This is a genomic window from Polaromonas sp. P1_E12 (genome assembly GCF_056405975.1).
Genome location: NZ_JBFUBB010000005.1, coordinates 79,076 through 102,500, shown reverse-complemented (window position 1 = coordinate 102,500; position 23,425 = coordinate 79,076). Strand labels below are relative to the sequence as shown.

General features: G+C 62.4%; 18 protein-coding genes and 1 pseudogene (1 of these 19 only partly in view). 11 read left to right on the top strand and 8 right to left on the bottom strand.

Annotation, left to right across the window (positions count from 1 at the left end; genetic code table 11):
* Together AC1D13_RS15150 and AC1D13_RS15145 are read right to left on the bottom strand one after the other, a co-directional pair.
* Nucleotides 1-2,151, bottom strand: partial view of a xanthine dehydrogenase family protein molybdopterin-binding subunit gene (locus tag AC1D13_RS15150; RefSeq protein ID WP_457282700.1) — the 5' portion only. The gene continues 159 nt to the left of window position 1, outside the view; 2,151 of the gene's 2,310 nt are visible here — the first part of the coding sequence; the start codon lies at nt 2,149-2,151; its stop codon lies off the left edge, out of view.
* Between the two features lie 137 nt (nt 2,152-2,288).
* Nucleotides 2,289-2,726: pseudogene (locus AC1D13_RS15145) on the bottom strand ((2Fe-2S)-binding protein); the annotation flags it as partial.
* A gap of 208 nt (nt 2,727-2,934) precedes the next feature.
* On the opposite strand from AC1D13_RS15145, the gene AC1D13_RS15140 reads away from it, so the two are divergent.
* Together AC1D13_RS15140 and AC1D13_RS15135 are read left to right on the top strand one after the other, a co-directional pair.
* Nucleotides 2,935-4,863 (top strand): ATP-binding cassette domain-containing protein, encoded by a 1,929-nt coding sequence (locus AC1D13_RS15140; protein WP_477666851.1) that lies wholly within the window; start codon nt 2,935-2,937, stop codon nt 4,861-4,863.
* 126 nt (nt 4,864-4,989) lie between these two features.
* The gene (locus AC1D13_RS15135; RefSeq protein ID WP_477689815.1) at nt 4,990-6,687 is read left to right on the top strand and encodes a phospholipase D-like domain-containing protein; all 1,698 of its coding nucleotides are present in this window, start codon (nt 4,990-4,992) and stop codon (nt 6,685-6,687) included.
* A gap of 19 nt (nt 6,688-6,706) precedes the next feature.
* Here AC1D13_RS15135 and AC1D13_RS15130 read toward each other — a convergent pair whose 3' ends face one another.
* Entirely contained in the window at nt 6,707-8,314 is a 1,608-nt protein-coding gene (locus AC1D13_RS15130) for a B12-binding domain-containing radical SAM protein (RefSeq protein WP_457282697.1), read from the bottom strand.
* A 146-nt stretch (nt 8,315-8,460) separates the two neighbouring features.
* Between AC1D13_RS15130 and AC1D13_RS15125 the strand changes: the two genes are divergently transcribed.
* The 5 genes from AC1D13_RS15125 (at nt 8,461) to AC1D13_RS15105 (ending at nt 14,184) form a co-directional block, all read left to right on the top strand.
* Nucleotides 8,461-10,641 carry a protein-disulfide reductase DsbD family protein gene (locus AC1D13_RS15125; RefSeq protein ID WP_457282696.1) on the top strand — a complete coding sequence of 727 codons (2,181 nt, stop codon included), beginning with the start codon at nt 8,461-8,463 and terminating at the stop codon, nt 10,639-10,641.
* Between the two features lie 50 nt (nt 10,642-10,691).
* Nucleotides 10,692-11,345 carry a thioredoxin family protein gene (locus AC1D13_RS15120; RefSeq protein ID WP_457282695.1) on the top strand — a complete coding sequence of 218 codons (654 nt, stop codon included), beginning with the start codon at nt 10,692-10,694 and terminating at the stop codon, nt 11,343-11,345.
* Nucleotides 11,346-11,352: 7 nt separating this feature from the next.
* Nucleotides 11,353-11,817 (top strand): CoA-binding protein, encoded by a 465-nt coding sequence (locus AC1D13_RS15115; RefSeq protein WP_477666855.1) that lies wholly within the window; start codon nt 11,353-11,355, stop codon nt 11,815-11,817.
* Nucleotides 11,818-11,891: 74 nt separating this feature from the next.
* The gene (locus AC1D13_RS15110; RefSeq protein ID WP_477666856.1) at nt 11,892-12,674 is read left to right on the top strand and encodes a hypothetical protein; all 783 of its coding nucleotides are present in this window, start codon (nt 11,892-11,894) and stop codon (nt 12,672-12,674) included.
* A 175-nt stretch (nt 12,675-12,849) separates the two neighbouring features.
* Entirely contained in the window at nt 12,850-14,184 is a 1,335-nt protein-coding gene (locus tag AC1D13_RS15105) for a class I SAM-dependent methyltransferase (protein ID WP_457282692.1), read from the top strand.
* A 29-nt stretch (nt 14,185-14,213) separates the two neighbouring features.
* On the opposite strand, the gene AC1D13_RS15100 is transcribed toward AC1D13_RS15105, so the two are convergent.
* Nucleotides 14,214-14,510, bottom strand: a complete 297-nt coding sequence (locus AC1D13_RS15100) for a hypothetical protein (protein WP_457306745.1) — start codon at nt 14,508-14,510, stop codon at nt 14,214-14,216.
* A gap of 279 nt (nt 14,511-14,789) precedes the next feature.
* On the opposite strand from AC1D13_RS15100, the gene AC1D13_RS15095 reads away from it, so the two are divergent.
* Nucleotides 14,790-17,375: a putative bifunctional diguanylate cyclase/phosphodiesterase gene (locus tag AC1D13_RS15095; protein WP_477689814.1), complete on the top strand. Its 2,586-nt coding sequence runs from the start codon at nt 14,790-14,792 to the stop codon at nt 17,373-17,375.
* On the opposite strand, the gene AC1D13_RS15090 is transcribed toward AC1D13_RS15095, so the two are convergent.
* A complete protein-coding gene (locus tag AC1D13_RS15090; RefSeq protein WP_457282689.1) occupies nt 17,356-17,724 on the bottom strand; it encodes an aminoacyl-tRNA synthetase in 369 nt (122 codons plus the stop codon). The genes AC1D13_RS15095 and AC1D13_RS15090 overlap by 20 nt on opposite strands.
* A 123-nt stretch (nt 17,725-17,847) precedes the next feature.
* On the opposite strand from AC1D13_RS15090, the gene hemE reads away from it, so the two are divergent.
* Genes hemE through priA form a run of 3 tightly spaced genes read left to right on the top strand, consistent with a single transcriptional unit; the run spans nt 17,848 to nt 21,533 of the window.
* Nucleotides 17,848-18,957, top strand: a complete 1,110-nt coding sequence (gene hemE / locus AC1D13_RS15085) for a uroporphyrinogen decarboxylase (protein ID WP_457282688.1) — start codon at nt 17,848-17,850, stop codon at nt 18,955-18,957.
* Between the two features lie 36 nt (nt 18,958-18,993).
* Nucleotides 18,994-19,335 (top strand): hypothetical protein, encoded by a 342-nt coding sequence (locus tag AC1D13_RS15080; protein WP_457282687.1) that lies wholly within the window; start codon nt 18,994-18,996, stop codon nt 19,333-19,335.
* On the top strand, nt 19,332-21,533 hold the full coding sequence (gene priA, locus AC1D13_RS15075; RefSeq protein WP_477689813.1) for a replication restart helicase PriA: 2,202 nt from the start codon (nt 19,332-19,334) through the stop codon (nt 21,531-21,533). Before AC1D13_RS15080 ends, priA begins: the two co-directional genes overlap by 4 nt.
* A 30-nt stretch (nt 21,534-21,563) precedes the next feature.
* Here the strand turns inward: priA and AC1D13_RS15070 are convergent, their stop codons facing one another.
* From AC1D13_RS15070 to AC1D13_RS15060, 3 genes are all read right to left on the bottom strand, one after another.
* Nucleotides 21,564-22,109 carry a hypothetical protein gene (locus AC1D13_RS15070; RefSeq protein ID WP_457282685.1) on the bottom strand — a complete coding sequence of 182 codons (546 nt, stop codon included), beginning with the start codon at nt 22,107-22,109 and terminating at the stop codon, nt 21,564-21,566.
* Between the two features lie 135 nt (nt 22,110-22,244).
* Complete coding sequence (locus AC1D13_RS15065) at nt 22,245-22,787, bottom strand: hypothetical protein (RefSeq protein WP_477689812.1); 543 nt, start codon at nt 22,785-22,787, stop codon at nt 22,245-22,247.
* A 191-nt stretch (nt 22,788-22,978) separates the two neighbouring features.
* Nucleotides 22,979-23,377 carry a pentapeptide repeat-containing protein gene (locus AC1D13_RS15060; RefSeq protein WP_457282683.1) on the bottom strand — a complete coding sequence of 133 codons (399 nt, stop codon included), beginning with the start codon at nt 23,375-23,377 and terminating at the stop codon, nt 22,979-22,981.
* Nucleotides 23,378-23,425 lie beyond the last annotated feature (48 nt).

The window sequence follows — 23,425 nt, the reverse complement described above, 5'->3', positions numbered from 1 at the left end:
CTGCGCCAGCCCCACCATGGCGTACTGGGGGAAATTCTTCTGGCGCACGACACCTTCTTCTATATCTATGCGGCCATGCAGCGCTGCGGTCAGCGCAAAGATAACGCTTCCCTCCATTTGCTGTGCCACGATGCCCGGGTTCACAACCGTACCGCAATCCACAGCACACACCACGCGGTGAACGCGCGGCATGCCATTGAGCAATGACACCTCCACGACCTGCGCCACGATGGATCCAAATGATTCATGCAGGGCGATGCCGCGGGCCCGTCCCTCGGGCAAAGCGCCGCCCCAGCCAGCCTTGAGTGCAGCCAGTTCCAGCACGGCCAGATGCCGGGGTGCTTCGTCCAGCAGGGAACGCCGGAAAGCGAGAGGGTCCTGTCCAGCCGCCCAGGCCAGCTCATCGAGGAAGCTTTCTGAAAAGAACGCGTTATGCGAATGCCCCACCGAACGCCAGTAGCCGACAGGTACGCCCGAGCGCGTGGCCACATGTGACATGGACTGGCTGGCAAAGCCGTAAGGCAGGTCGAACAAACCTTCCGCAGCACTCTTGTCGGGGGTATCAAAGGGTCCGGAAAGGGCCGGCAGGTTGCGTTCGAGCCATCTAGGCGTAATGGCGTCGCCGGCAGACTTGATGGACAGGCAGGTGACGTCGCCCTTTTCGTCCAGGGAGGCCCTCAGCCTGGCGACCTGCATGGGCCGGTAAAAATCGTGCGTAGTGTCTTCTTCGCGCGACCAGATCAGTTGTACGGGCCGGCCACCACATTCCACGGCAATGCGCACCGCCTGTGCCACACAGTCGACCTCCAGCCGGCGGCCAAAGCCGCCGCCCAGCAAGGTGACGGTGACATGAACATCTTCCTGAGCCACCCCGGCCACCCGTGCGGCAACGGCCACAGCCATCTGCGGCACCTGGGTCGGCGCCCAGAGCCATACCTTGCCGTCCATGACTTGCGCGGTGCAGTTCATGGGTTCAAGCGTGGCGTGGGCCAGGTAGGGCGCGCGATAAAGTGCCTCGATTTTTCGCACAGCGGATGCCTCGGCCTTGCCGGCATCGCCTTTTTCATAAAAGACATGGCCTTCTTCGCGTGCCAGAGCGGCTTCCAGCGATTGTTCAATCGCGCGGGTGTCCAGCGCGCCAGCGGGTCGCTGCTGCCACTCGACCGGCACCATCAAGGCCGCCTGCTGGGCCTGCCACCAGGTTTTACCCACCACGGCAAAGCCGGCAGTAGAGCCCGCATAGGCCGGCAGCCGCACCAGGCGCTCCACACCCGGCAAGGCCAGCGCCGTATTGACCTGGATCGCACCCGCTGAACCGCCCAGCATGGGACAAAGCCGGATCGCCGCATACACCATGCCCGGCAACCGGACATCGAGGCCAAAAACAGCCGTGCCATTGACCTTGGCAGGTAAATCCAGCCGCGGGGCGCTGCGCCCTATCAGCTTCCAGTCCCCGCGGCTTTTGAGTGTCACGTCGCCCGGCGGAGTCGCTGCGGCAAATTTCGCCAGTTCACCGTAGTGGGATGAGGGACCTGAAGGGTGCGAAATCACGCCGTTTTTGACTGTGAGCTCATCCACCGGCAATTTCCAGTCCAGCGAGGCGGCCCCCAGCAGGGATGCCCTGGCCGTGGCAGCGGCCAGCCGCACCACGTCCCAGGCATCCGCCAGGCTTGAGGAACCCCCTGTCGCGTTGATGCCGAGCTCACGGGCGACCTTGCCCATCATCCACTCGCCGATCCTGACCGGAGTAGGGCGAACCCTGGGGGCGCCTTCTTTGGCAAAGTCATCGACGTCCAGTGGGTGAAAAGGCAGGCTGCCCACCAGCATCGCGACATTACCGTAAATGGCATCAGAACCCGCCTGCGCCACGGTCACCCGCTGCAGCGGCACGTCAAGCTCTTCGGCCACCAGCATGGCCAGCGCCGTGTGCACGCCCTGGCCCATCTCGCTGCGCGGCATGGCCAGCACCACACCGCCGTCCGCCCGTATCTTGACCCAGCCATTGAACACCGCGCCATCAAGCTCGGGAATGCTCGCAGGCCAGGGCTTGGCCGGGCTGCCCAGCCGGGAGCGCGCCGGCAACAGGCTCCAGCCCACCAGCAATGCGCCTGCCGCACCGGTTGCACTGAGCAGCCAGGCTCTTCTCTTCATGAGGACGTGGCCCCCACGCTTTTCGCTTCGCGTAAGGCGCTGCCCCTTTTTTGCATATTCCGGGGCTCGTTTCCTTGGGGCGGCCCGGCGGAAAATTGAGCCCTAGGTGTTGGGCCCTTGCCGCCGGGCGCCATGCCGGCCGCGCGCTTGATGGCCACCCGGATCCGCTGGTAAGTGCCGCAGCGGCAGATATTGGTCATGGTGGCATCGATGTCCGCATCTGTCGGCTTGGGGATTTTGTCGAGCAGGGCGGCGGCCGCCATCAGCATGCCCGACTGACAATAGCCGCATTGGGGCACCTGTTCGGCAATCCAGGCGACCTGCAGGGCGTGGGGCTTGTCCGGCGCACCCAGCGCTTCAATGGTCTGAATGCGCTTGCCCACCACGGCGGACACCGGGACGACGCAGGACCGCACCGCTTCGCCGTCCACCCGCACCGTGCAGGCGCCGCACGCGGCCACGCCGCATCCGAACTTGGTGCCCGTCATGTTCAGCACGTCGCGCAGCAGCCAGAGCAAGGGCATGCCGGGGTCGGCGTCGGCCTGAACGGCCCGGCCATTGATTTGCAGTTCCAAGGTCCCTCCTTCAGCGATCGAATCGCCGGAACGGACGACTATATCGGCGAGGCGTGGCAAGCGATAGGGCGCAGATGCGACACCGGCCACCCACGTAATAACTTGTATTTAACGGATGGCACGTATGTGGCCAAGGGTGGGCTTGCGGGGCCGATGAAGAGCCTATAAAGAAACCGCGTCACGGCAGGGGCGGATAATCTGCCCCCTTATGGCACTTATTACCTTACTGGACGCCCAACTCGCTTTTGGGCACGTCGCACTGCTGGATCACGCAGATTTTTCCCTTGAAACCAACCAGCGCATCGGCCTGATCGGACGCAACGGCACGGGCAAGTCGTCCCTGCTGAAAATTCTCGCCGGCCTCGAAAAACCCGATGACGGCACGCTGCAACTGCAACAGAACCTGCGTATTGCCTACGTGCCGCAGGAACCCAGCCTGGACCCGCATGCTACGGTTTTTATAGCTGCCAGCGCAGGACTGGCGCGCACAAGGCATGTAGTTGAGCAATATCTCGCAGCCGACGAAAACACCGACCTGGACGCCCTGCAGTCGGAAATCGAGGCGCTGGACGGCTGGACCTGGGAGCAGCGGGTCGAGGAAACCCTGCACCGCCTGCACCTGGACAAGGACGCCATCGTCGGCTCGCTCTCGGGCGGTACCAAAAAACGCGTGGCGCTGGCCCAGGCGCTGGTCGCCAAACCCGACGTGCTGCTGCTCGACGAGCCGACCAACCACCTGGACCTCGATTCCATCGCCTGGCTGGAGGACCTGCTTGTCAATTTCAACGGCAGCATCATCACCATCACGCATGACCGGGCCTTCCTGGACCAGGTCGCCACCGTCATCGTCGAGCTCGACCGCGGCAAACTGAACAGCTACCCCGGCAATTTTGCCCAGTACCTGGTGCAAAAAGAAGAGCAGATGGCCCAGGAAGCCGTCATCAATGCCAAGGCCGACAAGCTGCTGGCGCAGGAAGAGGTGTGGATCCGCAAAGGTGTCGAAGCGCGCCGCACCCGCAGCGTGGCCCGCATTGGGCGCCTCGAAGCCCTGCGCGACAACCGTGCCGCACGGCGTGATGCGGTGGGCCGCGTCAACCTGGATGTCTCCAGCGGCGAGAAGAGCGGCAAGATCGTCGCCGAGCTCACCGACGTGAGCAAGAGCTTCGGCCATCCCGGTTCGGAAAAGCTCATCGTTAACAAGTTCACCGGCACGCTGCTGCGCGGCGACAAGGTCGGCCTGCTCGGCCCCAACGGCGCAGGCAAAACCACGCTGCTCAAGCTCATCCTGGGCGAGCTGCAGCCCGACGTGACGAATCCGCCCGGCAAGATTCGCCAGGGTGCCAACCTGCAGGTCGCGTACTTTGACCAGATGCGCGACAGCCTGGACCTGGACGCCACCCTGGAAGACTTCATCAGCCCCGGCAGCGAGTGGGTCGAAATCAACGGCCAGAAAAAACACGTCAAGAGCTATTTGACCGACTTCCTGTTCTCGCCCCAGCGCGCAAATTCACCGGTGCGCACCCTGTCAGGCGGCGAGCGCAACCGGCTGCTGCTGGCGCGCCTGTTCGCGCGGCCGGCCAACGTGCTCGTGCTCGATGAGCCCACCAACGACCTGGACATCGACACCCTCGAATTGCTGGAAGACCTGTTGCAAAACTACGAAGGCACGGTGTTCCTGGTCAGTCACGACAGGCGCTTCCTGGACAACGTGGTCACCAGCACCATTGCCTATGAAGGTACGCCCGAGAACCCGGGCTTCTGGCGTGAGTACGAAGGCGGCGTGACGGACTGGATCACGCAATCCAAACGCGCAGCGCAGATCACCGGTGCCAACAAGCCCGCCAGCAGCCCCGCCGGCAGCAAAACTTCAAGCAAAACAAGCCCGCAGCCCAATAAGGACGAGCGCGAACCGCTATCAAAAAAGAAGCTGAGCTACAAGGAGCAGCGCGAGCTCGACGGCCTGCCGGCGCTGATCCAGCAATTGGAGTCGCAGCAAAAAGCCATCGAGCAGGAGCTCTATGACGGAACGCTCTACACCACGAATGCCAAACGGGCGGCGGAACTCAACGCGCGCAACAGCAAGATCGAGGAAGAGCTGATGGCCGCACTGCAGCGTTGGGAAACGCTGTCGTCTTAACGCGCCGGCTTCGCGTGTTTCCGGCGCGGTCAGTGTAGTCAAGCCTCGCGCCTACAAGAAAAATAGGCGCGAACGCAGGGACCGGCGGCACCAAATACATCTCCTTACGCTAAAGTGGCCTGCACCATGCAGACCACTTCCCGCGCCCTTCCCGGCATCCGCTTGATCCCGCACACAGGCTGGCGCGCGTTGCAGGGGCTGGCCATGGCCTTCGCCGCTCTTTGGATAGCGGGTTGCGCCTCGCTACCCAGCGAGGTCGACCGCCCGGTTTCCACCGCGCTGGCCAACCCGGCCGAAACGCGCCTGGGCAGCCTGGTGGCAGCCCGTGCGGCCAAGGCCGGCACGCGAAACGATTCGGGGTTTGCGCTGGTCGGCGACGCAGAACTGGCTTTCACCAGCCGCATGACGCTGATCAAGGCGGCGCAAAAGACACTGGATATCCAGTACTACGCCATCTTTGCCGACGAAACCACCGAACGCATGTTTGAGGCGCTGCGCGAAGCAGCGGGCCGTGGCGTGCGGATTCGCATCCTGCTGGACGACTTCAACACCTCGGGTAAAAACGCGCAGGTACTGAAACTGGCTTTTGAGAAAAACATCGAGCTGCGCCTCTTCAACCCCCTGCCGGGCGGCCGCGGCTCCCTGATGTTCCGCATCCTGGGCAACCTCAAAGACACGGCGCGCATGCAGCGGCGCATGCACAACAAGATCTTTGTGGCGGACAACGCCGTGGCGATCACCGGCGGGCGCAACCTGGGCGAAACCTACTTCGGCCAAAGCACCGGTACCAATTTTGTGGACATCGACGTGTTGGCGGCCGGCCGCATCGCGCAAGATCTGTCGCGCAGCTTTGACCAGTACTGGAACAACCCGCTGGCATACCCGGTGCAGTCGCTGATGACCGAAAAGGAAATCGACGCACTCAAGCGCAAGCCGCCGGCCCCTGAAAACCGTTCTTCTCCCGCAGGCACGGCGCAGGCCGCTACCCTCCAGGCGGGTGACGGCGCGGTACCCCCCTCAACCCGGCCGGAACGGGCGACCTCTGCATTGCCGACGCTGCCGGATTCGACCGACCTGCGGCTCTTAACCTGGACCTGGGCGCCCTCGGTGCTGCTGGTGGACAAGGCGTCCAAGATCGCCGCCGACGCCGACACCACTGAAGAATCGCAGGACACCACGGTCGACGGGCTGCTGCAACTGATGTCGCAGGCCAAAAACAACCTGCTGATCGTTTCGCCGTACTTCGTGCCCGGCGAACGCATGATGAAGCAGTTTGCCGACCTCCGGCAACGCGGTATTCGTGTGCGGGTGCTCACCAACTCACTGGCATCCAACGACGCGCCGGCTGCCCACGTCGGTTACGCGCGCTACCGCAAGGCCTTGCTGGAGATGGGCATCGAGATTTACGAAATGCGCGCCGAGCAGGAAGGCTCTTTCAGCAGCTTCGGCTCGGCAGCGATCGCGGGGGGATCCACGGGCGGTTCCACCGGCGGCTCACGTGCCAGCCTGCATTCCAAGGTCGTCGTCATGGACGACCGGATGCTGGTCGTGGGCTCCATGAACCTGGACCTGCGCTCGCAGCTGCAAAACAGCGAAGTGGCCATCGTCATCCGCAACCGCGCAATCTCGGCCGAAGCCACGCGGCTGATCGAACCTACGCTGGCGTCGGGCGCCTACCGGGTCGAGCTGGAGAACAGCCGGCTGGTCTGGCGCGCGCCGCAGGGCTCGCCCCTCAAGGACTCCATGATCGAGCCGGATGCCAGTTGGGGACTGCAACTGATGCTCAAGCTGATCGGGCCCTTTGCGCCGGAAGAGATGCTTTAAAGATCGGGGCTTTGGCTCATCAAGCGGCCGCTGCAGCCTTTTGAATGGCTTCCCGGTGGGCGCCCGACTCGTCCTGAAACCCTGATTTCTGGTTTACATGACGCCCCTGCCGCGCTGCGCCCTGTCTTCCGGCGTGCAGCGGCGCAGCCGGCCGGGCGGCACCCAGCAGATCGGCCAGGCAATTGGGGCGGCCGCGTGCGCCGCTGGCCAGGTAGTCGGCCAACAGTGCGCTGAGCACCTCTGCGCTGACCAGGCCCCGCACTGCGGTGAGATGCTCAAACAGCAAATCCACCAGTTTCTCAGGTGCGAACTCATGGGTTTTACCGGTGCTGGCCCAGAGCCAGTCGCTGAAATGCAGAAAATGGCCGAATGCCGAGCCCGGTGCCAGGAGCAGCTGGAGCCCCCGTGCAAAACGCCCTGAGTTGGCCAGCATTTCCCAATACCGTGCGAAGCGGTTGATGCGCTGCATGGTGACAAAGTCAATCGTGGAGCTCTGCAAAATCGTGTACGGCGTCTGCGGGTCATACGCCATGGCGAACTCCGCCGTGTGCCGGGTAATCGGAGTGCCGCGCAAGCGCTTCAGGATGCCGAACTGGATTTCATGCGGCGCCAGTTCATGCAGGCGATCAAAACCCTCGGCGAAGCTCTCCAGCGTCTCGCCGGGCAAACCGAAGATCAGGTCTGCGTGCACATGGGCCTGGCTTTCGTTCACCAGCCAGCGCAGGTTGTCCGCGGTCCTGGCGTTGTCCTGCTTGCGCGAAATGCGCTGCTGCACCTCGGGGTTGAAGCTCTGGATACCGACTTCAAACTGCAGCGAACCTGCCGGGAACTGTGCAATCAGCACTTTGAGCCGGTCGGGCAGGCTGTCGGGCACCACTTCAAAATGCACGAACAGGTCAGGCGCCATCCGGTCCAGGAAAAACTGCAGGATGCGCACCGAGTTCTCGACCTTCAGGTTGAACGTGCGGTCCACAAACTTGAAGTTGCGTGCGCCGCGCCGGTAGAGCGCGTCCATCCCGGCCATAAACGCGTCCAGATCGAAAGCCCAGGCGGTCTTGTCGAGCGAGCTCAGGCAGAACTCGCACTTGAAGGGGCAGCCGCGCGAGGCTTCGACATACAGCAACCGTTTGGCCAGGTCTTCGTCGGTGTATTCGCCATAAGGCAGGGCCAGCGCCTCCAGTGCCGGCTGCTCCCCCGCAACGACCTTCATCAGCGGTTGCGGGCCCTCGAGCAAGGCACGGCAGAGCTTGGGAAAACTCACATCGCCCCAGCCGGTCACCACATGGTCGGCCAGGCGGCAGATTTCCTGTTCGCCCGTCTCGTAACTGACCTCGGGTCCGCCCAGCACCACCTTGATGCCGGGCCTCAGGGTTTTGAGCAGGCGCACGACCTGGGTGGTTTCCACCACGTTCCATATATAAATGCCGAGGCCGATGACTTCAGGATCGAGCGCCAGCAACTCCTCGACGATCTGCATGGGCCGTTGCTGGATCACAAATTCGCGCAGCAACGTTTGTGCGCGAAGGCCGGGGCCGCCATGCAGGTCCATATTGGCCAGCAGGTACCGCAGGCCCAGCGAAGCGTGGATGTACTTCGCGTTGAGGGTGGCGAGGACAATGCGCGGCATGCCCCTATTATCTGGGTTGACTCTGAAAACGGCTGTAATAAGGCAGCGTGAAAACGGACTAACCGTCATCGAGCGATGCCCGCACGCTGTCTTGCCTCCTAGCCTTCCAGGAACTAATCTCTGCGCCACCCGCTCACACTTGCACAATGAATGCCCTGCGTTTTCCGTTTGCCAAGCTAGCCGCTACATTTTTGATAGCTGCTTGCGCAATCCCCGTGCCCGCCAGCGCCCAAAAGGCCTTTAGCGACATTCTGGGCAAAGGCACCCCGGGCACAACCGGTGCGGTGGTCACAACGGAGCAGGTCAGTGCCGAACTGCTGGCCTGGGCGCCGCAAGGCGTGGAGCCCGGCAAGCCGGTCTGGGTGGGGCTGCGGCTCACGCACCAGCCCGAATGGCATACCTACTGGAAAAACTCCGGTGATTCCGGGCTGCCGACGCAGCTCGACTGGCAATTGCCCGCCGGCATCACTGCAGGCGATATCGCCTGGCCGACGCCCAAAAAAATCCCGATTGGCACGCTGGCCAACTACGGCTATGAAAAGGCGGTGCTGCTGCCCGTGCCTTTGACCGTGGCGCCCGGTTTCGCCGCCAGGCAGCTGGACGTCAAACTCAAGGCGTCCTGGCTGGTGTGCCGCAAGGAATGCATTCCGCAAGAGGGTGACTTTTCACTGAGCATCCCGGTGCGAAGCTCGACCGCGGCCAGCGGCCAGTTGTTTCAGGACACGTTCGCCGCCACGCCCAAAACTCTGGCCGCCGGCGCCAGCCAGGTGGCAGTCGAAGGCAAGGCGATCAGCATTTCCCTGGCCGGCTTGCCCGCTGCCCTGCAGGGCAAAACACTGGCGCTGTACCCCGAAACCGGTAGCGTGATCGAGCCCGCCGCCCCCTGGCAACAGGCTTGGCAAGGCGCGGTGTGGACGGCCCAGGTGCCCCTGTCGGGCCAGCGCACCGAAAGCCCGGCCAGCATGCCGCTGGTGGTGGCCCTGGAGAACGCCGCCTATCGCATTGACGCGCCGGTCAAAGGCCCTTGGCCTGCGCCAGCGGCTGCCACCGTCGTGCCGCCGGCACTTGAAGCGGCCTTGCGCGCCAACGCGTCGGCCGGTGCGGCACCCGTGCAAACCAGCGCACCACCGGTTGGCCTCATCGCCGCCATGCTGGGTGCATTGCTCGGCGGCCTGATCCTCAACCTCATGCCCTGCGTGTTTCCGGTGCTGGCCATCAAGGTGGTGGGTTTTGTGCAGGTGAAGGACCAGGCCACGCGCCTGACCACCGGCCTGGCTTACACCGTGGGCGTTGTGGTGTCTTTCCTGGCGCTGGGTGCGCTGCTGCTGGGTTTGCGCGCAGCGGGCGAGCAACTCGGCTGGGGCTTTCAGCTGCAGAACCCGGCGGTAGTGGCATTGCTGGCGGCACTGTTCACCTTGCTGGGGTTGAACCTGGCGGGCCTGTTTGAATTCGGCAATGTCCTGCCGGGCCGGCTCGCCGGCTGGCAGGCGAAAAATCCCACCGTCAACGCATTTTTGTCGGGTGTCCTGGCCACCGCCATTGCATCGCCCTGCACCGCTCCTTTCATGGGCGCCTCGCTGGGCTATGCGGTGGGGCTTCCGGCGCTTGAAGCGCTCGCGATTTTCGCGGCCATCGGTATAGGTATGGCATCGCCTTATCTGGCGGCGAGCGCCATACCGGCCGTGGCAAGAATGCTGCCGCGTCCCGGCCCCTGGATGGTGACCTTCAAGCAGCTGATGGCTTTCCCGATGTTTGCCACAGTCGCCTGGCTGGTCTGGGTGCTGGGCCAGCAAAGCGGCATCGACGGCGCGGGTGCACTGCTGGCCTTGCTGGTGTTGATGGCACTGGCGATCTGGGCCTTTACCCTGCGCGGCACGGCACGCACGCTGCTGGCAACCTTTTCCGTGGCGCTGGGTGCGCTGGGGCTGTGGGCCATTGGCCCGAACATCACCAAGCCTGCGGCCCTGGTGTCGGCAACACCGGCAGTGGGCGGTTGGCAAGCCTGGGAGCCGGGCCGGGTTGACCAGCTCACCGCGCAAGGGCAAAGTGTGTTCGTAGATTTCACCGCCGCCTGGTGCGTGACCTGCCAGTACAACAAAAAGACCACCCTCTCGAATGCCTCGGTTCTGGCCGACATCGAAACGAAGAACGTGGCGCTGTTGCGTGCCGACTGGACGCGGCGCGACCCGGCAGTGACAGCGGCACTGAAGCAACTGGGCCGCAACGGTGTACCGGTATATGTGATTTACAAGCCCGGCCGCGCGCCGCTCGTGCTGTCGGAGATTTTGTCGGTGGACGACATGAGGGCCGAACTGGCCAAGCTGTAAAGAACCTGTTGTCGTGTTGTTGATTATTTCTTCCTGAAGGAGTTCAAGCCATGTTGAATACCCCTCTGCAGCCCGTCCGGGCACTTACCCGCCGCAACTTTTCCGGCGCTCTCGTTGCCGCCCCCTGGCTGGCGTCGGCCGCCTTTTCCGTGCAGGCGGCCACAGCAAGTGTCGGCCAGGCAGCCCCCGACTTTTCAGCCCCCGACACGGCTGGCAAGACTCGCAACCTGGGCGATTACAGAGGCAAGCTGGTGGTGCTGGAATGGACCAATCCGGGCTGCCCTTTTGTGCGCAAGCACTACAGCGGCAACATGCAAGGCCTGCAAAAGGAATTCACCGCCAAAGGCGTGGTGTGGCTGTCCATCAACTCCACGGAGGCCGAAAGCAGCGACTACCTGGCGCCGGCCAAACTGGCCGGCTGGATGGCCGAGAAACAGGGCCAGCCGACTGCGACACTGATGGACGAGTCAGGCAGGATCGGCCAGCTTTACGGCGCCAAGACGACACCGCACATGTACATCATCAGTCCGCAGGGCCAGCTGATTTACGCAGGCGGTATTGACAGCATCCCTTCTGCCCGCGTTGACGATATCAAGACCGCCACCAATTACGTGCGCCAGGGCCTGACCGAAGCGCTGGGCGGCAAGCCCTTGAGCGTAGCAACCAGCCGGGCTTATGGCTGCTCCGTCAAATACAAGGCATGAACCAGCCATGAACCCCTTGCCACCTGCGGAGCGCATGCCGCACATCCTCAACCACTGCCGCACCATCGCGGTAGTGGGCTTGTCGCCCAAGCCTCACCGCGCCAGCTTTGATGTGGCGCGCTACATGCAGGCCAATGGCTACCGCATCATCCCGGTCAACCCGAACGCCGCCGAGGTGCTTGGCGAAAAGGCCTATTCGACGCTGACCGAAGCCGCGCAGCACGAAAAGATCGACCTGGTGAACTGCTTTCGCAACAGCGAAGATATTCCGCCAGTGGTCGACGAAGCCATTGCGATAGGCGCCAGGGCCGTGTGGATGCAGCTCGGAATTTCCAACGCCACGGCAGCTGCGAAGGCGGAAGCGGCGGGCTTGCTGGTGGTACAGGACCACTGCCTCAAGATTGACCACCGGGTGCTGCTATCCCGCGGACTGTTGCACCCGATTGCCCAAGTGGGCGCGGCTTCCGCCTGAGCTTGCCCCTGCAGCCGGCGGCAGCCCGGGAAAGCCATGCTTGCGCGGCGCGGCGCAGCCGCTGAAAATGCCCCATGTCCTTGCGCACGGCACCCATCTCCCTTCCCGCACCAGCCATTTCTCCTTCCATTTTTTCATTCTTCCGCCCTCCCTTGCTGCTGGCCCTGGCTGCATTGGCCGGGTGCGCCAGCCAGGCGCCCACGCACAAGGGCGAAGCACAGGCCGCCCCGATGGCCGCCAGCGAGATCGGCCAGTCGGACGTGAACCGCATGGCCACCCTGGGCATGCGCGATAACCTGGAGGGTTTGCTGCGCCTGGCCGACAAGCTGTACCGGCGCAACCCGGCGGAATGGCGGAAAACCAGTACGCTCGGGCGCGACGCGGCCCTTGCCCAGCTGCGCGTGGCGGTCGATACCCGTACGCCCTGGCCCGAACTGCAGGGCAAGCGCGACATCGCCGCGCTGTCGCTGGCGCTGGGGCCCGACTTCAAGGGCGACCGCGTGGCGGCGTTCATTTATGCCAGCGCCGACATGGTGGTCACGGCCCACGGCGGGAAAACAGCGTATTACCTGACCGACAGCCTGGATGCGCAATACATCTACAACGCCGCCCGCAACATTGAAATCGCCGTATGGATGCTGTCCAACCGGCGCAATGCCGCAGGCCAGCCCTTGCTGCTGGCCGATGAAATCACCGAGCGCGAGCGCAACCTGAGCTTTGAGCGCGAGTTCGGCAAAATCATTGGCCGGCTGGATCTGCTGGCCTCAGTGCTGACGGAGAAGTACCGGCGCGCGGTGATCACCTATGTTCAGAACTTGCTGGGCGGCACGTTCCTCCAGTTCTTGCCCGTCAGGTAGGTTCACCCCCTTCTCGGCTCACTGCGTGTAGCCGGATCCCCCCTTGCAGGGGGCGGCCGCTGCGGCCCGGCAAAGCCGGTTCCGCGCGGCCACTGGATGGGAGAGAGGTTTCCGGCGCGGGGCGATCCTGGGCGGAGACAATAGGCTTTTGCCAATCGTTTTTCCGGAAGCCTCCATGCCCGACAACTATTTGCCCGAAGTCAGAAACCAGTATGAGGCGCTGCCTTATCCGCCCTGCAATCCGCAGGACGACCACAAGCGCCTGGTGCGGACCTGGCTGGAAGATTTGCCCATGATCAATCACTATTGCTTTGCGGGGAAGCAGTCGTTCCAGAATGGCTTTCGTGCGCTGGTGGCAGGCGGCGGCACCGGCGACGCCACCATTTTCCTGGCCGAGCAGTTGCGCGACACCGACGCACAAATCGTGCATCTCGACATGAGTGGAGCCAGCATCGCACTGGCGAAGGAGCGCGCGCAGATTCGCGGGCTGGCAAACATCACCTGGGTTCACGATTCATTGCTGAACCTGCCGGCCCTGGCGGCAGAGCTCGGCACCTTCGACTACATCAATTGCAGCGGCGTGCTGCACCATCTGGCCGATCCCGATCTGGGATTCAAGGCGCTGCGCAGCGTGCTCAAGGACGATGGCGCCATCGGACTCATGGTGTATGCCACCACGGGCCGCACCGGCGTGTACCAGATGCAGGAACTCATGCGCCTGGTCAACGGCGACGAGGCGGATGCGCAGCGGAAAATCGCCAACACGCGCGACTTGCTGGCTAGCCTGCCCGCCACCAACTGGTTCAAGCGCAGCGAAGACCTGCACCACGACCACAAGATGGGCGACGCAGGCATCTACGACCTGCTGCTGCATTCGCAGGACCGCTCATACAGCGTGGGCGAGCTGTTTGACTGGCTGGGCGGCGAAGCGCATGGCGCAAAGAGCGGACACGGCATGCACCTGGAGTTCACCGATGTACAGCGCGGCCTTTCGCCTTATTTGCCGCACATGGTGCTGGGAAGCAAGCCGCCGGCCATGGCCGCGGCATTGCGCAAACTGCCGCGGCGCAAGCAGTACGAAATGGCCGAACTGATGGCCGGTACCCTCATCACCCATTCGCTATACGTCACGCACGGTGACACTTGCAAGGCGCCCTATGGCGATGCGGAATACGTGCCGTTTTTCTACCACGAGCCCCTGACCGGCGAACTTGCCGCGCAGGTGTTCGGCAGCAACCGGGGCCAGCCCTTCATGCTCAGGCACCAGCATTCAGGCATCGCGGTCATGGTCAATCCCGGAAAATACGGCGCGAAGATCCTTTCGCTGGTGGATGGCCAGAGGAGTTTTGGCGAAATCTTCGACCAGTTCCGCGCTGCATGGCAAGGCAAGGCCGCGGCACCCGACAATGCCACGCTGTTTGCCGACTTCGCCGAATCCTTTGGCACACTGGCTGCTCTCGACAGGCTGCTGCTCAGGCATCCCTCGGCCGGCCCGTTAGCGGCCGGATAAGCATCCCGTCAGGGGTCCGGCCGGGCGGCTCATGCGGCCGAGCCGGACAATTTGGGTGCCGCCAGGGGCTCTGTGGTCTGCAGATCCACCACCAGCACAAGCTCTCCGCCAAACCTGCCGATGCCCAGGCCACTCATCAGGCGTTGTTCTTCCTCGGCTGTGGCCATGCGCAGGAAGCACAGGGCCTGTTGCTTGCCGGCGTGGGAGGCCGGCAGGATATTGAGCTGGGTGACGGAGCCAAAACGGGAACACATGTTTCTCAGGACCGTTTGCAAAGTGTCGATATCGGGGCATTGCTGCAATTGATCGAGTTCAAGAGGGGGCATTTGTGCTTCGCTGAAGAGGAAAGATCACGAAAATCGGGAAACCTGAGGAGGCAGGAGCGATGGGCGATGAGAGGTGTTGCAGCATGCAACGCGCTACCGCCAGGTACGGTGAGGCAGCGACAGAGAGCAGCGTAGGACAAATTCGCTTCCGGGTACGCAACAGAACGTTTTGCAACGCTTTATGGTCAACACTTGCAAATCTCACACGCCGCTGACGCTAATTCACGGCGCTATGCATCAGCATCAAAGGCTGTAGTTTGAAAAGCAGGTGTTGCTCCCGTGTCCGTTTCCACTGTCGATCCAGCGTTTGCGCTGCACGTCCTGCCGCAGGGTGGCGAAGAGCACGATGCCACGCGTCCAACCAACGCCGAGCGGCTTACCCGGCTGGCGGCCCGCTCCTGCGCCACGCCGATTGCCATCATGGTGGCGATGGAAAACGGGCAGCCGGCTTTCAGGTCGGGCACCGGCTTCGCTCCGCATGAGCGTGAAGGCCTGGTGACGCTCTGCGTCGCCACGCTGGAAAACCCGCCGCGCCAGCCGCTGATACCTGCCCGTTGTGCTCCCGGCATCAACTTTTACCGCGGTGTGCCGCTGGCCGGCGGCGACGGCGTTTTGCTGGGCGTACTGGCCGTCATGGACAGGGTTCCGCGGAACCTGGACGCAGCGCAAGAGGAAGACCAGGACACGCTTGCCGGATTGATCGCTGCGCAACTGAACCTGCAGCAGCATGCGCTGCGAACCGCAGGGGCAGAAGTACATGAGGAACCTGGGGACAGCGCAGCCGGTACGGCCGGCCAGCAGACCGAAGAAGACGCCCAGCGGCTGGCCACCCGCCTGGGCATCACGCTGGAAAGCATCACCGAGGGGTTTTACACGCTGGATCCGCAATGGCGCTTTACCTACCTCAACCGGGAAGGCGCGCGGCTGCTCCGCCGACCCAGCAAGGACCTGCTGGGCAAAAGCATCTGGAAGGAATTTCCGGGCGCCATCAACACCTCGTTTTCCGAGCAGGTCCGGGCCGCGGTTGCGGGCAACTACCAGGTGGAATTTGAAGCGCTCTATGCACCGCTGGACAAATGGTTCGAGATCCGCGCGTACCCGTTTCCGGACGGAGTCGCCATCTACTTTCGCGATATCAGCGAACGACGCAAGGCCAGGGAACAGCTCATGCTGCTGGAGACAAGCATCTCCCGCCTCAACGATATCGTGCTCATCACGGAAGCGGTACCTTCCGGAAAACCGGGCTTGCGCATCATCTTTGTCAACAACGCCTTCGAGCAACATACCGGTTATAGCCCGGAAGAGGCCCTCGGCCATTCGCCGCGCCTGCTGTGCGGGCCGTTAACCCAACGCAGCGAACTGGAGCGCATCAGCGCCGCCTTTCAGAAAGGCGAACCCGTCCAGGCCGAACTCATCACCTACAAGAAAAACGGCCGGCACTTCTGGATGGAAGTCGACATCGTGCCGGTCGCGGACGACGCCGGCGTTTTCTTTACCCATTGGGTTGCGGTGGGGCGCGACATCACGCGCCGCAAGGTGGCGGAGAGTGAAATCAAGCACCTGGCCTTCTACGACCCGCTGACGCAGCTGCCCAATCGCCAGCTGCTGATGGACAGGCTGCAAAAAGCACTCACCCACAATTACAGGCACCCGCGCGAAGCCGCGCTGATGTTCATCGACCTGGACAATTTCAAGACGCTCAACGACACCATGGGCCACCAGAAGGGAGACCTGTTGCTGCAACAGGTGGCCAAGCGCCTGGCGGCCTGCCTGGAGCAGCCCGACACGGTGGCACGGCTGGGCGGGGACGAGTTTGTGGTCATGCTGGAGGACCTGGGCCAGGATCCTCGCGAAGCGGCCGCAAAAGCTGAAGCGGTGGGCACGCGGATTCTTGCCGCGCTGAGCGAGCCCTACAGCCTGGCGGGCTACCAGCACTACAGCACCTGCAGCATCGGCATTACCTCGTTCAACCAGACCCTGGACAACATCGGGGACCTGCTCAAGCAGGCCGATCTGGCCATGTACCAGGCCAAGATGTCGGGGCGCAATACCATCTGCTTTTTCAACCCGGCGATGCAGGCCGCCGTCACCGCCAGCGCCGCGCTGCAGTCGGACTTGCGCCAGGGCCTGCGTGAAAAGCAGTTCCTCCTGTACTACCAGCCGCAGGTAGGGCGTGACGGGCGCATGACGGGCGTCGAGGCGCTGTTGCGCTGGCAGCACGGCGGGCGTGGCCTGGTACAGCCGTCCGAGTTCATTCCGGCGGCTGAGGAGGCCGGACTGATATTGCCGCTGGGCCAATGGGCGCTCGAGACAGCCTGCCGCCAGCTCGCAGCGTGGGCCCATCGTCCTGAAACCGCAGCCTTCAGCGTGGCCGTCAACGTGAGCGTGCGGCAATTCCGGCACCCGGAGTTCGTGGACCTTGTCATGGCCGCGCTCAAGGAGACGAAAGTCAGCCCGCACAAGCTCAAACTGGAGCTGACCGAAAGCCTGCTCGCCGAAAACATGGATGTCACCATCACAAAAATGGCCCGGCTCAAGAAGATGGGCGTGACCCTTTCCATTGACGATTTCGGCATGGGCTATTCCTCACTCTCATGTCTGAAGCGCTTGCCGCTGGACCAACTGAAAATCGACAAGTCTTTTGTGGAAGACATCCTGCGCGACCCTAACGACGCTGCCATCGCACGCACCATCATTGGCCTGGCGCAAAGCCTGGGGCTGGGCGTGGTGGCGGAAGGCGTTGAGACCGAAGCCCAGCGCGACTTTCTGTCGCGCCACGGTTGCGACTGCTACCAGGGCTATCTGTTCTGCAAGCCCCTGCCCATCGACGAGCTCGAAGCCTTCATCAAGACACTTCGGATTTAACGGTGACGGCAGGCAAAGGCGCGGCCTTGTGGTGTTCCAGCCGGAAGATCACCTCCTTGACGATGCCGTACATCACCGCGCGGTCGCGGCCAGGGTGGTCCGCGAAATGCACCGTCGTGGACCCGAGCGTCGCGCCCCCGGCGTCATAGCTCACCGTGATGCCGTAGGCCGTCATCAGCGGGCCACAGGCACGCCAGTCGCGCGTCCACTGCGGCAAAGCCTGATTGCTGTCCCAGAGGGTGCCTGCGCTTTCGTAGCATTCCTCGATGTGCGCATGGCCCAGCAGTTGCGCAAGGTGCCGCTCCTTGGCGATGCAACTGCGGAAATACTCCTGGTCGTTCATGCGCATGAAACACCTCTTTCGGACCCGGCGGGGCCCATGAGGCCATGGTAAATCCGAACCCGCACAAGTGCCACCCCTGCGGATATCCCGCGATGGGAGGGCCCGCCTCACACCTGAGACAATCAGGGCATGTTCGCACCCCTTCAAAACGACACCTTTTTGCGCGCCTGCCTGCGCCAGGCCACCACCCATACTCCCGTCTGGCTGATGCGCCAGGCCGGCCGCTATTTGCCCGAGTACCGCGCCACGCGCGCCCAGGCCGGCAGTTTCATGGGCCTGGCCACCAACACCGACTACGCCACTGAAGTCACGCTGCAGCCGCTGGAGCGTTACCCGCTGGATGCAGCCATCCTGTTCAGCGACATCCTGACCGTGCCCGATGCCATGGGCCTGGGCCTGTCGTTTGCGCTCGGTGAAGGCCCGCGCTTTGCCACGCCGGTGCGTGACGAAGCTGCGGTGGCCAAGCTGGAAGTGCCTGACATGAACAAGCTGCGCTATGTTTTTGACGCCGTCACGTCGATCCGCAAGGCGCTGAACGGCCGCGTGCCGCTGATCGGCTTTTCGGGCAGCCCCTGGACGCTGGCCTGCTACATGGTCGAAGGCGCAGGCTCCGACGACTACCGCCTGGTCAAGACCATGCTGTACCAGCGCCCGGACCTGATGCACAAAATGCTTGCCGTGAACGCCGACGCGGTTGCCTCCTACCTGAACGCACAGATCGAAGCCGGCGCCCAGGCCGTGATGATTTTTGACAGCTGGGGCGGCGTGCTGGCCGACGCAGCCTTCAAAACCTTCAGCCTGGCCTACACGGCCCGCGTGCTGGCCCAGCTCAAACGCGAGCACGAGGGCGTCAAGATCCCCCGCCTCGTCTTCACCAAAGGCGGCGGCCAGTGGCTCGAAGCCATGGCGCAGCTCGATTGCGAAGTGCTGGGACTGGACTGGACGGTCAACCTGGCCAGGGCGCGCGCGCTGGTCGGTGAAAACGGACCACATGCCAAAGCCTTGCAGGGCAACCTGGACCCCAACGTGCTGTTTGCCAACCCGACCCAGATAGAAGCCGAAGTGAAAAGCGTGCTGGACAGCTTTGGCAAGCCCCATATTGATGCCAGCAAGCCTGGACCGGCCCATATTTTCAACCTGGGGCATGGCATCAGCCAGCACACGCCCCCCGAAAGTGTGGAAGTGCTGGTGCGCGCAGTACACGCTCACTCTCGCAGCATGCGCGCCGCTGGTACCTAAACTTTCCGCCTACGTCCAGAAAAGGCCACTGGACGAATGATTTCAACCATGGCTAGCACAAAACCGGGCGATGGCGCCCGGACTTATGCACAAAATTCGTGTTGCGGTGCCGCAATGGTGAACGCAGGCGGCATGCTTCGCTATCAAAGCAATAGCGGACGTAAGTTGTTGATTTATATAGAGACTTTAAATTGCTTTTTTTCCGGGCAGTTTAAGAAAAGCCTTGATTTACAAGGCTTCGCGACGCGCCACGGCAAGCTATCAACAAAGTTATCCACAGAAAATCTGGAAATCTGTAAAGCGATGGTAAATCAAGGACTTAGCGCACTATCTGGATGTACTTCTCAAGAAGTAAACACATTTAGTTACTCCAAATGAGCTATTGGCTTCAAGTTGCCGTTGCCGCGCCCGCGCACAGTTCCATTGGCGGGCCACTGACCTACCAAAGCGAGTTGCCGCTTGCTGTGGGTGCCCTGGTGCGCGTGCCGCTGGGTAAACGCGAAGTCCTTGGGGTGGTGTGGGAAGTCGTACCTGACAGTGGAACGCTGCTGGAAATACAGACGCGTCATGTCACCGGTGTGCTGGAAGGGCTGCAGCCTCTTTCGGCGACCTGGCAAAAACTGGTGACGTTCACCGCCGCTTATTACCAGCGCTCCCTGGGCGAGGTGGCGCTGGCGGCATTGCCGCCGCAACTGCGCGACCTGAGCAATGTTCAGCTGGCGCGGCGGCTCAAGCGCCCGGTTGCGGACACCAGCGGCCCGCAGGACACCGCGGCTCTGATGCCGCTCAGTGCGCAGCAGGCTCTTGCCCTGGCTGAATTTGACAACGATACCCGGCCCGCGCTGCTGTTCGGCGCCACCGGCAGCGGCAAAACCGAGGTCTACCTGCGCGCCGCGGCCCGCGTGCTGGAGCAGGACCCCACAGCCCAGGTGCTGGTGATGGTGCCCGAGATCAACCTCACGCCCCAGCTGCAATCGCGCTTTGAAGCGCGTTTTGCCCACCTGGGCAAAGAGCGCGTGGTGGCCTTGCACAGCGGCCTGACCCCAGCCCAGCGCCTGAAAAGCTGGCTGGCGGCCCACGCCGGCCATGCGCGCCTGGTGCTGGGCACGCGCATGGCGGTGTTTGCCTCCATGCCGAATCTGCGCCTGCTGGTGGTCGACGAGGAACACGACCCAAGCTACAAGCAACAAGAGGGCGCACGCTATTCCGCCCGCGACCTGGCGGTCTACCGCGCCAAGATAGAGACCGAGGACGCCACGCATGACCATGGTCCTTGCAGAGTGCTGCTCGGTTCGGCCACGCCATCATTGGAGAGTTGGCAGGCGACACTGGCGGGCCGCTACCAACGCCTCACGATGAGTGAACGTATCGGTGACGTGGCCCCCACGCTTTTCGCTTCGCGTAATGCGCTGCCCCCCGAGGGGGCCAATTTTCCTAGGGGCGGCCCGTCGGAAAATTCCTCAGCGACGAGCTCTTCAGGAGGCCTGCCCACAGTTCGGCGCGTGGACATGAACCACCAGCCCAAGCACTGCGTGATTGCGCCGCCGCTGCTGGATGCCATCGCGCAGCGCGTAGCCCGTGGCGAGCAGTCGTTGATCTTTTTAAACCGGCGCGGCTATGCGCCTGTGCTGGCCTGCCACGACTGCGGCTGGAAAAGCGAGTGCCCGCACTGCAGCGCCTACCGCGTTTTTCACAAGATAGACCGCACCCTGCGTTGCCATCACTGCGGCTTCACCGAACGTGTGCCGCGCGCCTGCCCGAGCTGCGGCAACATCGACATCGCGCCCGTAGGACGCGGCACCGAACGGCTGGAAGAACATTTGGCCGAATTACTGGCCGGCGTGAAGCGGCCAGACGGCGAGCCGCCGCGCATTGCCCGTATCGACGCTGACACGACGCGGCTCAAAGGGGCGCTCGAATCGCAGCTGGCCAGCGTGCATGCGGGCGAGGTCGACGTGTTGGTCGGCACGCAGATGATCGCCAAGGGCCACGACTTTCGCCACATCACGCTGGTGGCGGCCATCAACCCTGACGGGGCGCTGTTCTCCAGCGACTTCCGTGCGCCCGAGCGCCTCTTCAGCCTCTTGATGCAAGCGGGAGGCCGTGCAGGCCGTGATGCCCGGCACAGCGAAGCCAGCGAGATGTGGGTGCAGACTTTTCATCCCGCCCATCCGCTTTTTGAAGCACTGAAAAAGCACGACTATCCGGGTTTTGCGACGCAGCAGTTGGCCGAGCGCGAAGCGGCGGGCATGTCGCCCTTCGGTTTTTCAGCGCTGGTGCGCGCCGAGGCGCGTGCGCAGGATGTGGCACAAGGATTTCTGAACGCAGCAGCGGCCCAGGCCGAGGCGCAACAGCTCACGGGCAACGGGCAGGTCACTGCATATCCGGCCGTGCCGATGACGATACAGCGTGTGGCCAATATCGAGCGCGCGCAGATGCTGGTCGAAAGTCCGTCACGCGCGGCGCTGCAACGCTTCCTCGCAGCCTGGCAGCCCACGCTGTTTGAAACGCGCCAGCAGGCAGAATTTAAAAGCCTGATCCGCTGGGCGATTGATGTGGACCCGATTGCGATTTGATGGATGGTGGGCGGTTCGTTGGGCGGCGATTCAGTCCTTGCCTGTCCAAGGTGGGAGTTCGCCGCCGAACTCCTTGACAGACCGTTCGTTGAACTCGTCTCGCTCACGAATCTTCGAGCGCACGAAGGCGACAGCCTCTTCTGGCGACATGATTTGAACCAAGTTGCCGAGCTTGTGACGATTACCAAGGATGCCTCCCGGCTGAGTCTTTGAAGCTCCGTCGGCCGTGACCAAGATGGCATGGTACTTGGCAGCTTCGCACACGATGCGGATGTCGTTGCGCTGATTCTCATCCTTAGGTCCCTGTGGGAACAGAGCGGTCTGAACCTTCTCAAACAGCGGATCGTTCTCCGGAACCGGAGGTGTTGCGGTGTAGATCTGCTCGTTGGCTTTCTTGACGCGGAGCGGATCTCCATCCGCCTGTGCCTCGTCGTGGGCGACAGAGGAGATGTTGATCAGAATTACCTCGTCTGCGTACCACCGTTCGAGTAGATTTACCGCACCAAGCTTTTGCCGAGCATTGATGAGGTTCGTGTCGATTTGGAGTACAGGGATGTATAGCATGCGACGTTCCATTCTCTGCTTCCTCATTCCGCGCCTAACGTCGAAGTTGACCGGCATGCAGCGGCATTGCGCCACGAGGCGTCGGGGGAAGCGTGCACCTCGCGGCGCAATGCCGCTGCGTGTCCGTGTCGAACGACCTGTTAAGTCTCATCTGCTCACCTTTATGGCGCGTACCGCGCTTCGGATTGATTCGGCACTGGAGGGCATAGCTCCGCACTCAAGCACCAGCTTGTGAAACTCGTCGGATGCGTCATGCGGTTCGAGACGTTCCGAACGGACTACCGCTCGCGCCTTCGGGATCAGATCAAGAACATCTCCCCCAGTCAAGTAACCTGAGAAGCGCGCAGCTTCTTTGAACTCCGCGATAACCGCAGCAGGAAGATTTGGTCCGCACACAAAGTACTCGAGATACTTCATGAAGTGGGGATGCGCCAGGATCTCTGGTCCAGAGGTCCCGTTCTTCTCGAATATGTCCTGGCGGGACTTGCCACGGCCACCGGGATTCCGCTCCGGGTCGGTAAAGTACAAGCGCCGAACTTCGGAAACCGCGCCGCGCTTCAGCAAAGTTTCGGTTAAAGCGACCATCGGCATGATCGATGCGCGAAAGTCCTCATGCACCCTGGAGTGGAAGTGAATTTGAGCGAACAGCTCTTGCTCTCGACTCGTCAGCTCAATGTCGGGCGACCGCATGGTGAGACCTAACTTAATGTACGCCGCAAAATACGACGACCTAACTTGATAACTTCAATCTCGGAAGCATCAGGCATATGACTTTGACCTCTCACGTAATGTATGACGCGAAATGCGACAGGACAAGCTGGCGAATCTAACCGCAAAAACCAAGGGACACGTCCTCTCGATTGAAGAGATTGGGCGTTTGCTCACTGGAGGGCCGGCGATTGAGCGACCGCATTGACGATGAGGCCTGTGCAGCCAGACTGCGTGCATGCGTACCAGCGGTTTTCAGTGAAGCTGCAGCCCCCGTCCAGGCTATCTTTGACAAACAAGCAGTCGATGAATTGGCATTCAGTGAAGCTGCAACCTGCAAATGAGGCGCCGCGAAAGATGCATTTTCTGAATTTGACATTCACAAATGTGGCGGTATTGAACAAGCTCCAATACCACTCCGATTCTTCGACGACGCAGCCCACGAGAACGCCGCTGAAACCGCTACCTTCTATATCAAGCTTGCTGAAGTTGCAGTATTTGAACGACCCCTCGTCCCAGCCTTTGGGCAGGGAGTCTTGGTCAAAGTCAGTGCTCTCAACGTAGAGTGTCATGGAAAATCTGGCAGAAGTGGATTTGAGTGAAGCGCCTGACGTAATGTA

Bases quoted from the DNA above. Each gene is read 5' to 3' on its own strand.
- AC1D13_RS15110 (WP_477666856.1), top strand. From the start codon at position 11,892: ATGTCCTTGCGCACGGCACCCATCTCCCTTCCCGCACCAGCCATTTCT.
- AC1D13_RS15120 (WP_457282695.1), top strand. From the start codon at position 10,692: ATGTTGAATACCCCTCTGCAGCCCGTCCGGGCACTTACCCGCCGCAAC.
- AC1D13_RS15065 (WP_477689812.1), bottom strand. From the start codon at position 22,787: ATGCGGTCGCCCGACATTGAGCTGACGAGTCGAGAGCAAGAGCTGTTC.
- AC1D13_RS15125 (WP_457282696.1), top strand. From the start codon at position 8,461: ATGAATGCCCTGCGTTTTCCGTTTGCCAAGCTAGCCGCTACATTTTTG.
- priA (WP_477689813.1), top strand. From the start codon at position 19,332: ATGAGCTATTGGCTTCAAGTTGCCGTTGCCGCGCCCGCGCACAGTTCC.
- AC1D13_RS15115 (WP_477666855.1), top strand. From the start codon at position 11,353: ATGAACCCCTTGCCACCTGCGGAGCGCATGCCGCACATCCTCAACCAC.
- AC1D13_RS15090 (WP_457282689.1), bottom strand. From the start codon at position 17,724: ATGCGCATGAACGACCAGGAGTATTTCCGCAGTTGCATCGCCAAGGAG.
- AC1D13_RS15070 (WP_457282685.1), bottom strand. From the start codon at position 22,109: ATGGAACGTCGCATGCTATACATCCCTGTACTCCAAATCGACACGAAC.
- AC1D13_RS15060 (WP_457282683.1), bottom strand. From the start codon at position 23,377: ATGACACTCTACGTTGAGAGCACTGACTTTGACCAAGACTCCCTGCCC.
- AC1D13_RS15130 (WP_457282697.1), bottom strand. From the start codon at position 8,314: ATGCCGCGCATTGTCCTCGCCACCCTCAACGCGAAGTACATCCACGCT.
- AC1D13_RS15135 (WP_477689815.1), top strand. From the start codon at position 4,990: ATGCAGACCACTTCCCGCGCCCTTCCCGGCATCCGCTTGATCCCGCAC.
- AC1D13_RS15140 (WP_477666851.1), top strand. From the start codon at position 2,935: ATGGCACTTATTACCTTACTGGACGCCCAACTCGCTTTTGGGCACGTC.
- AC1D13_RS15100 (WP_457306745.1), bottom strand. From the start codon at position 14,510: ATGCCCCCTCTTGAACTCGATCAATTGCAGCAATGCCCCGATATCGAC.
- hemE (WP_457282688.1), top strand. From the start codon at position 17,848: ATGTTCGCACCCCTTCAAAACGACACCTTTTTGCGCGCCTGCCTGCGC.
- AC1D13_RS15105 (WP_457282692.1), top strand. From the start codon at position 12,850: ATGCCCGACAACTATTTGCCCGAAGTCAGAAACCAGTATGAGGCGCTG.
- AC1D13_RS15080 (WP_457282687.1), top strand. From the start codon at position 18,994: ATGATTTCAACCATGGCTAGCACAAAACCGGGCGATGGCGCCCGGACT.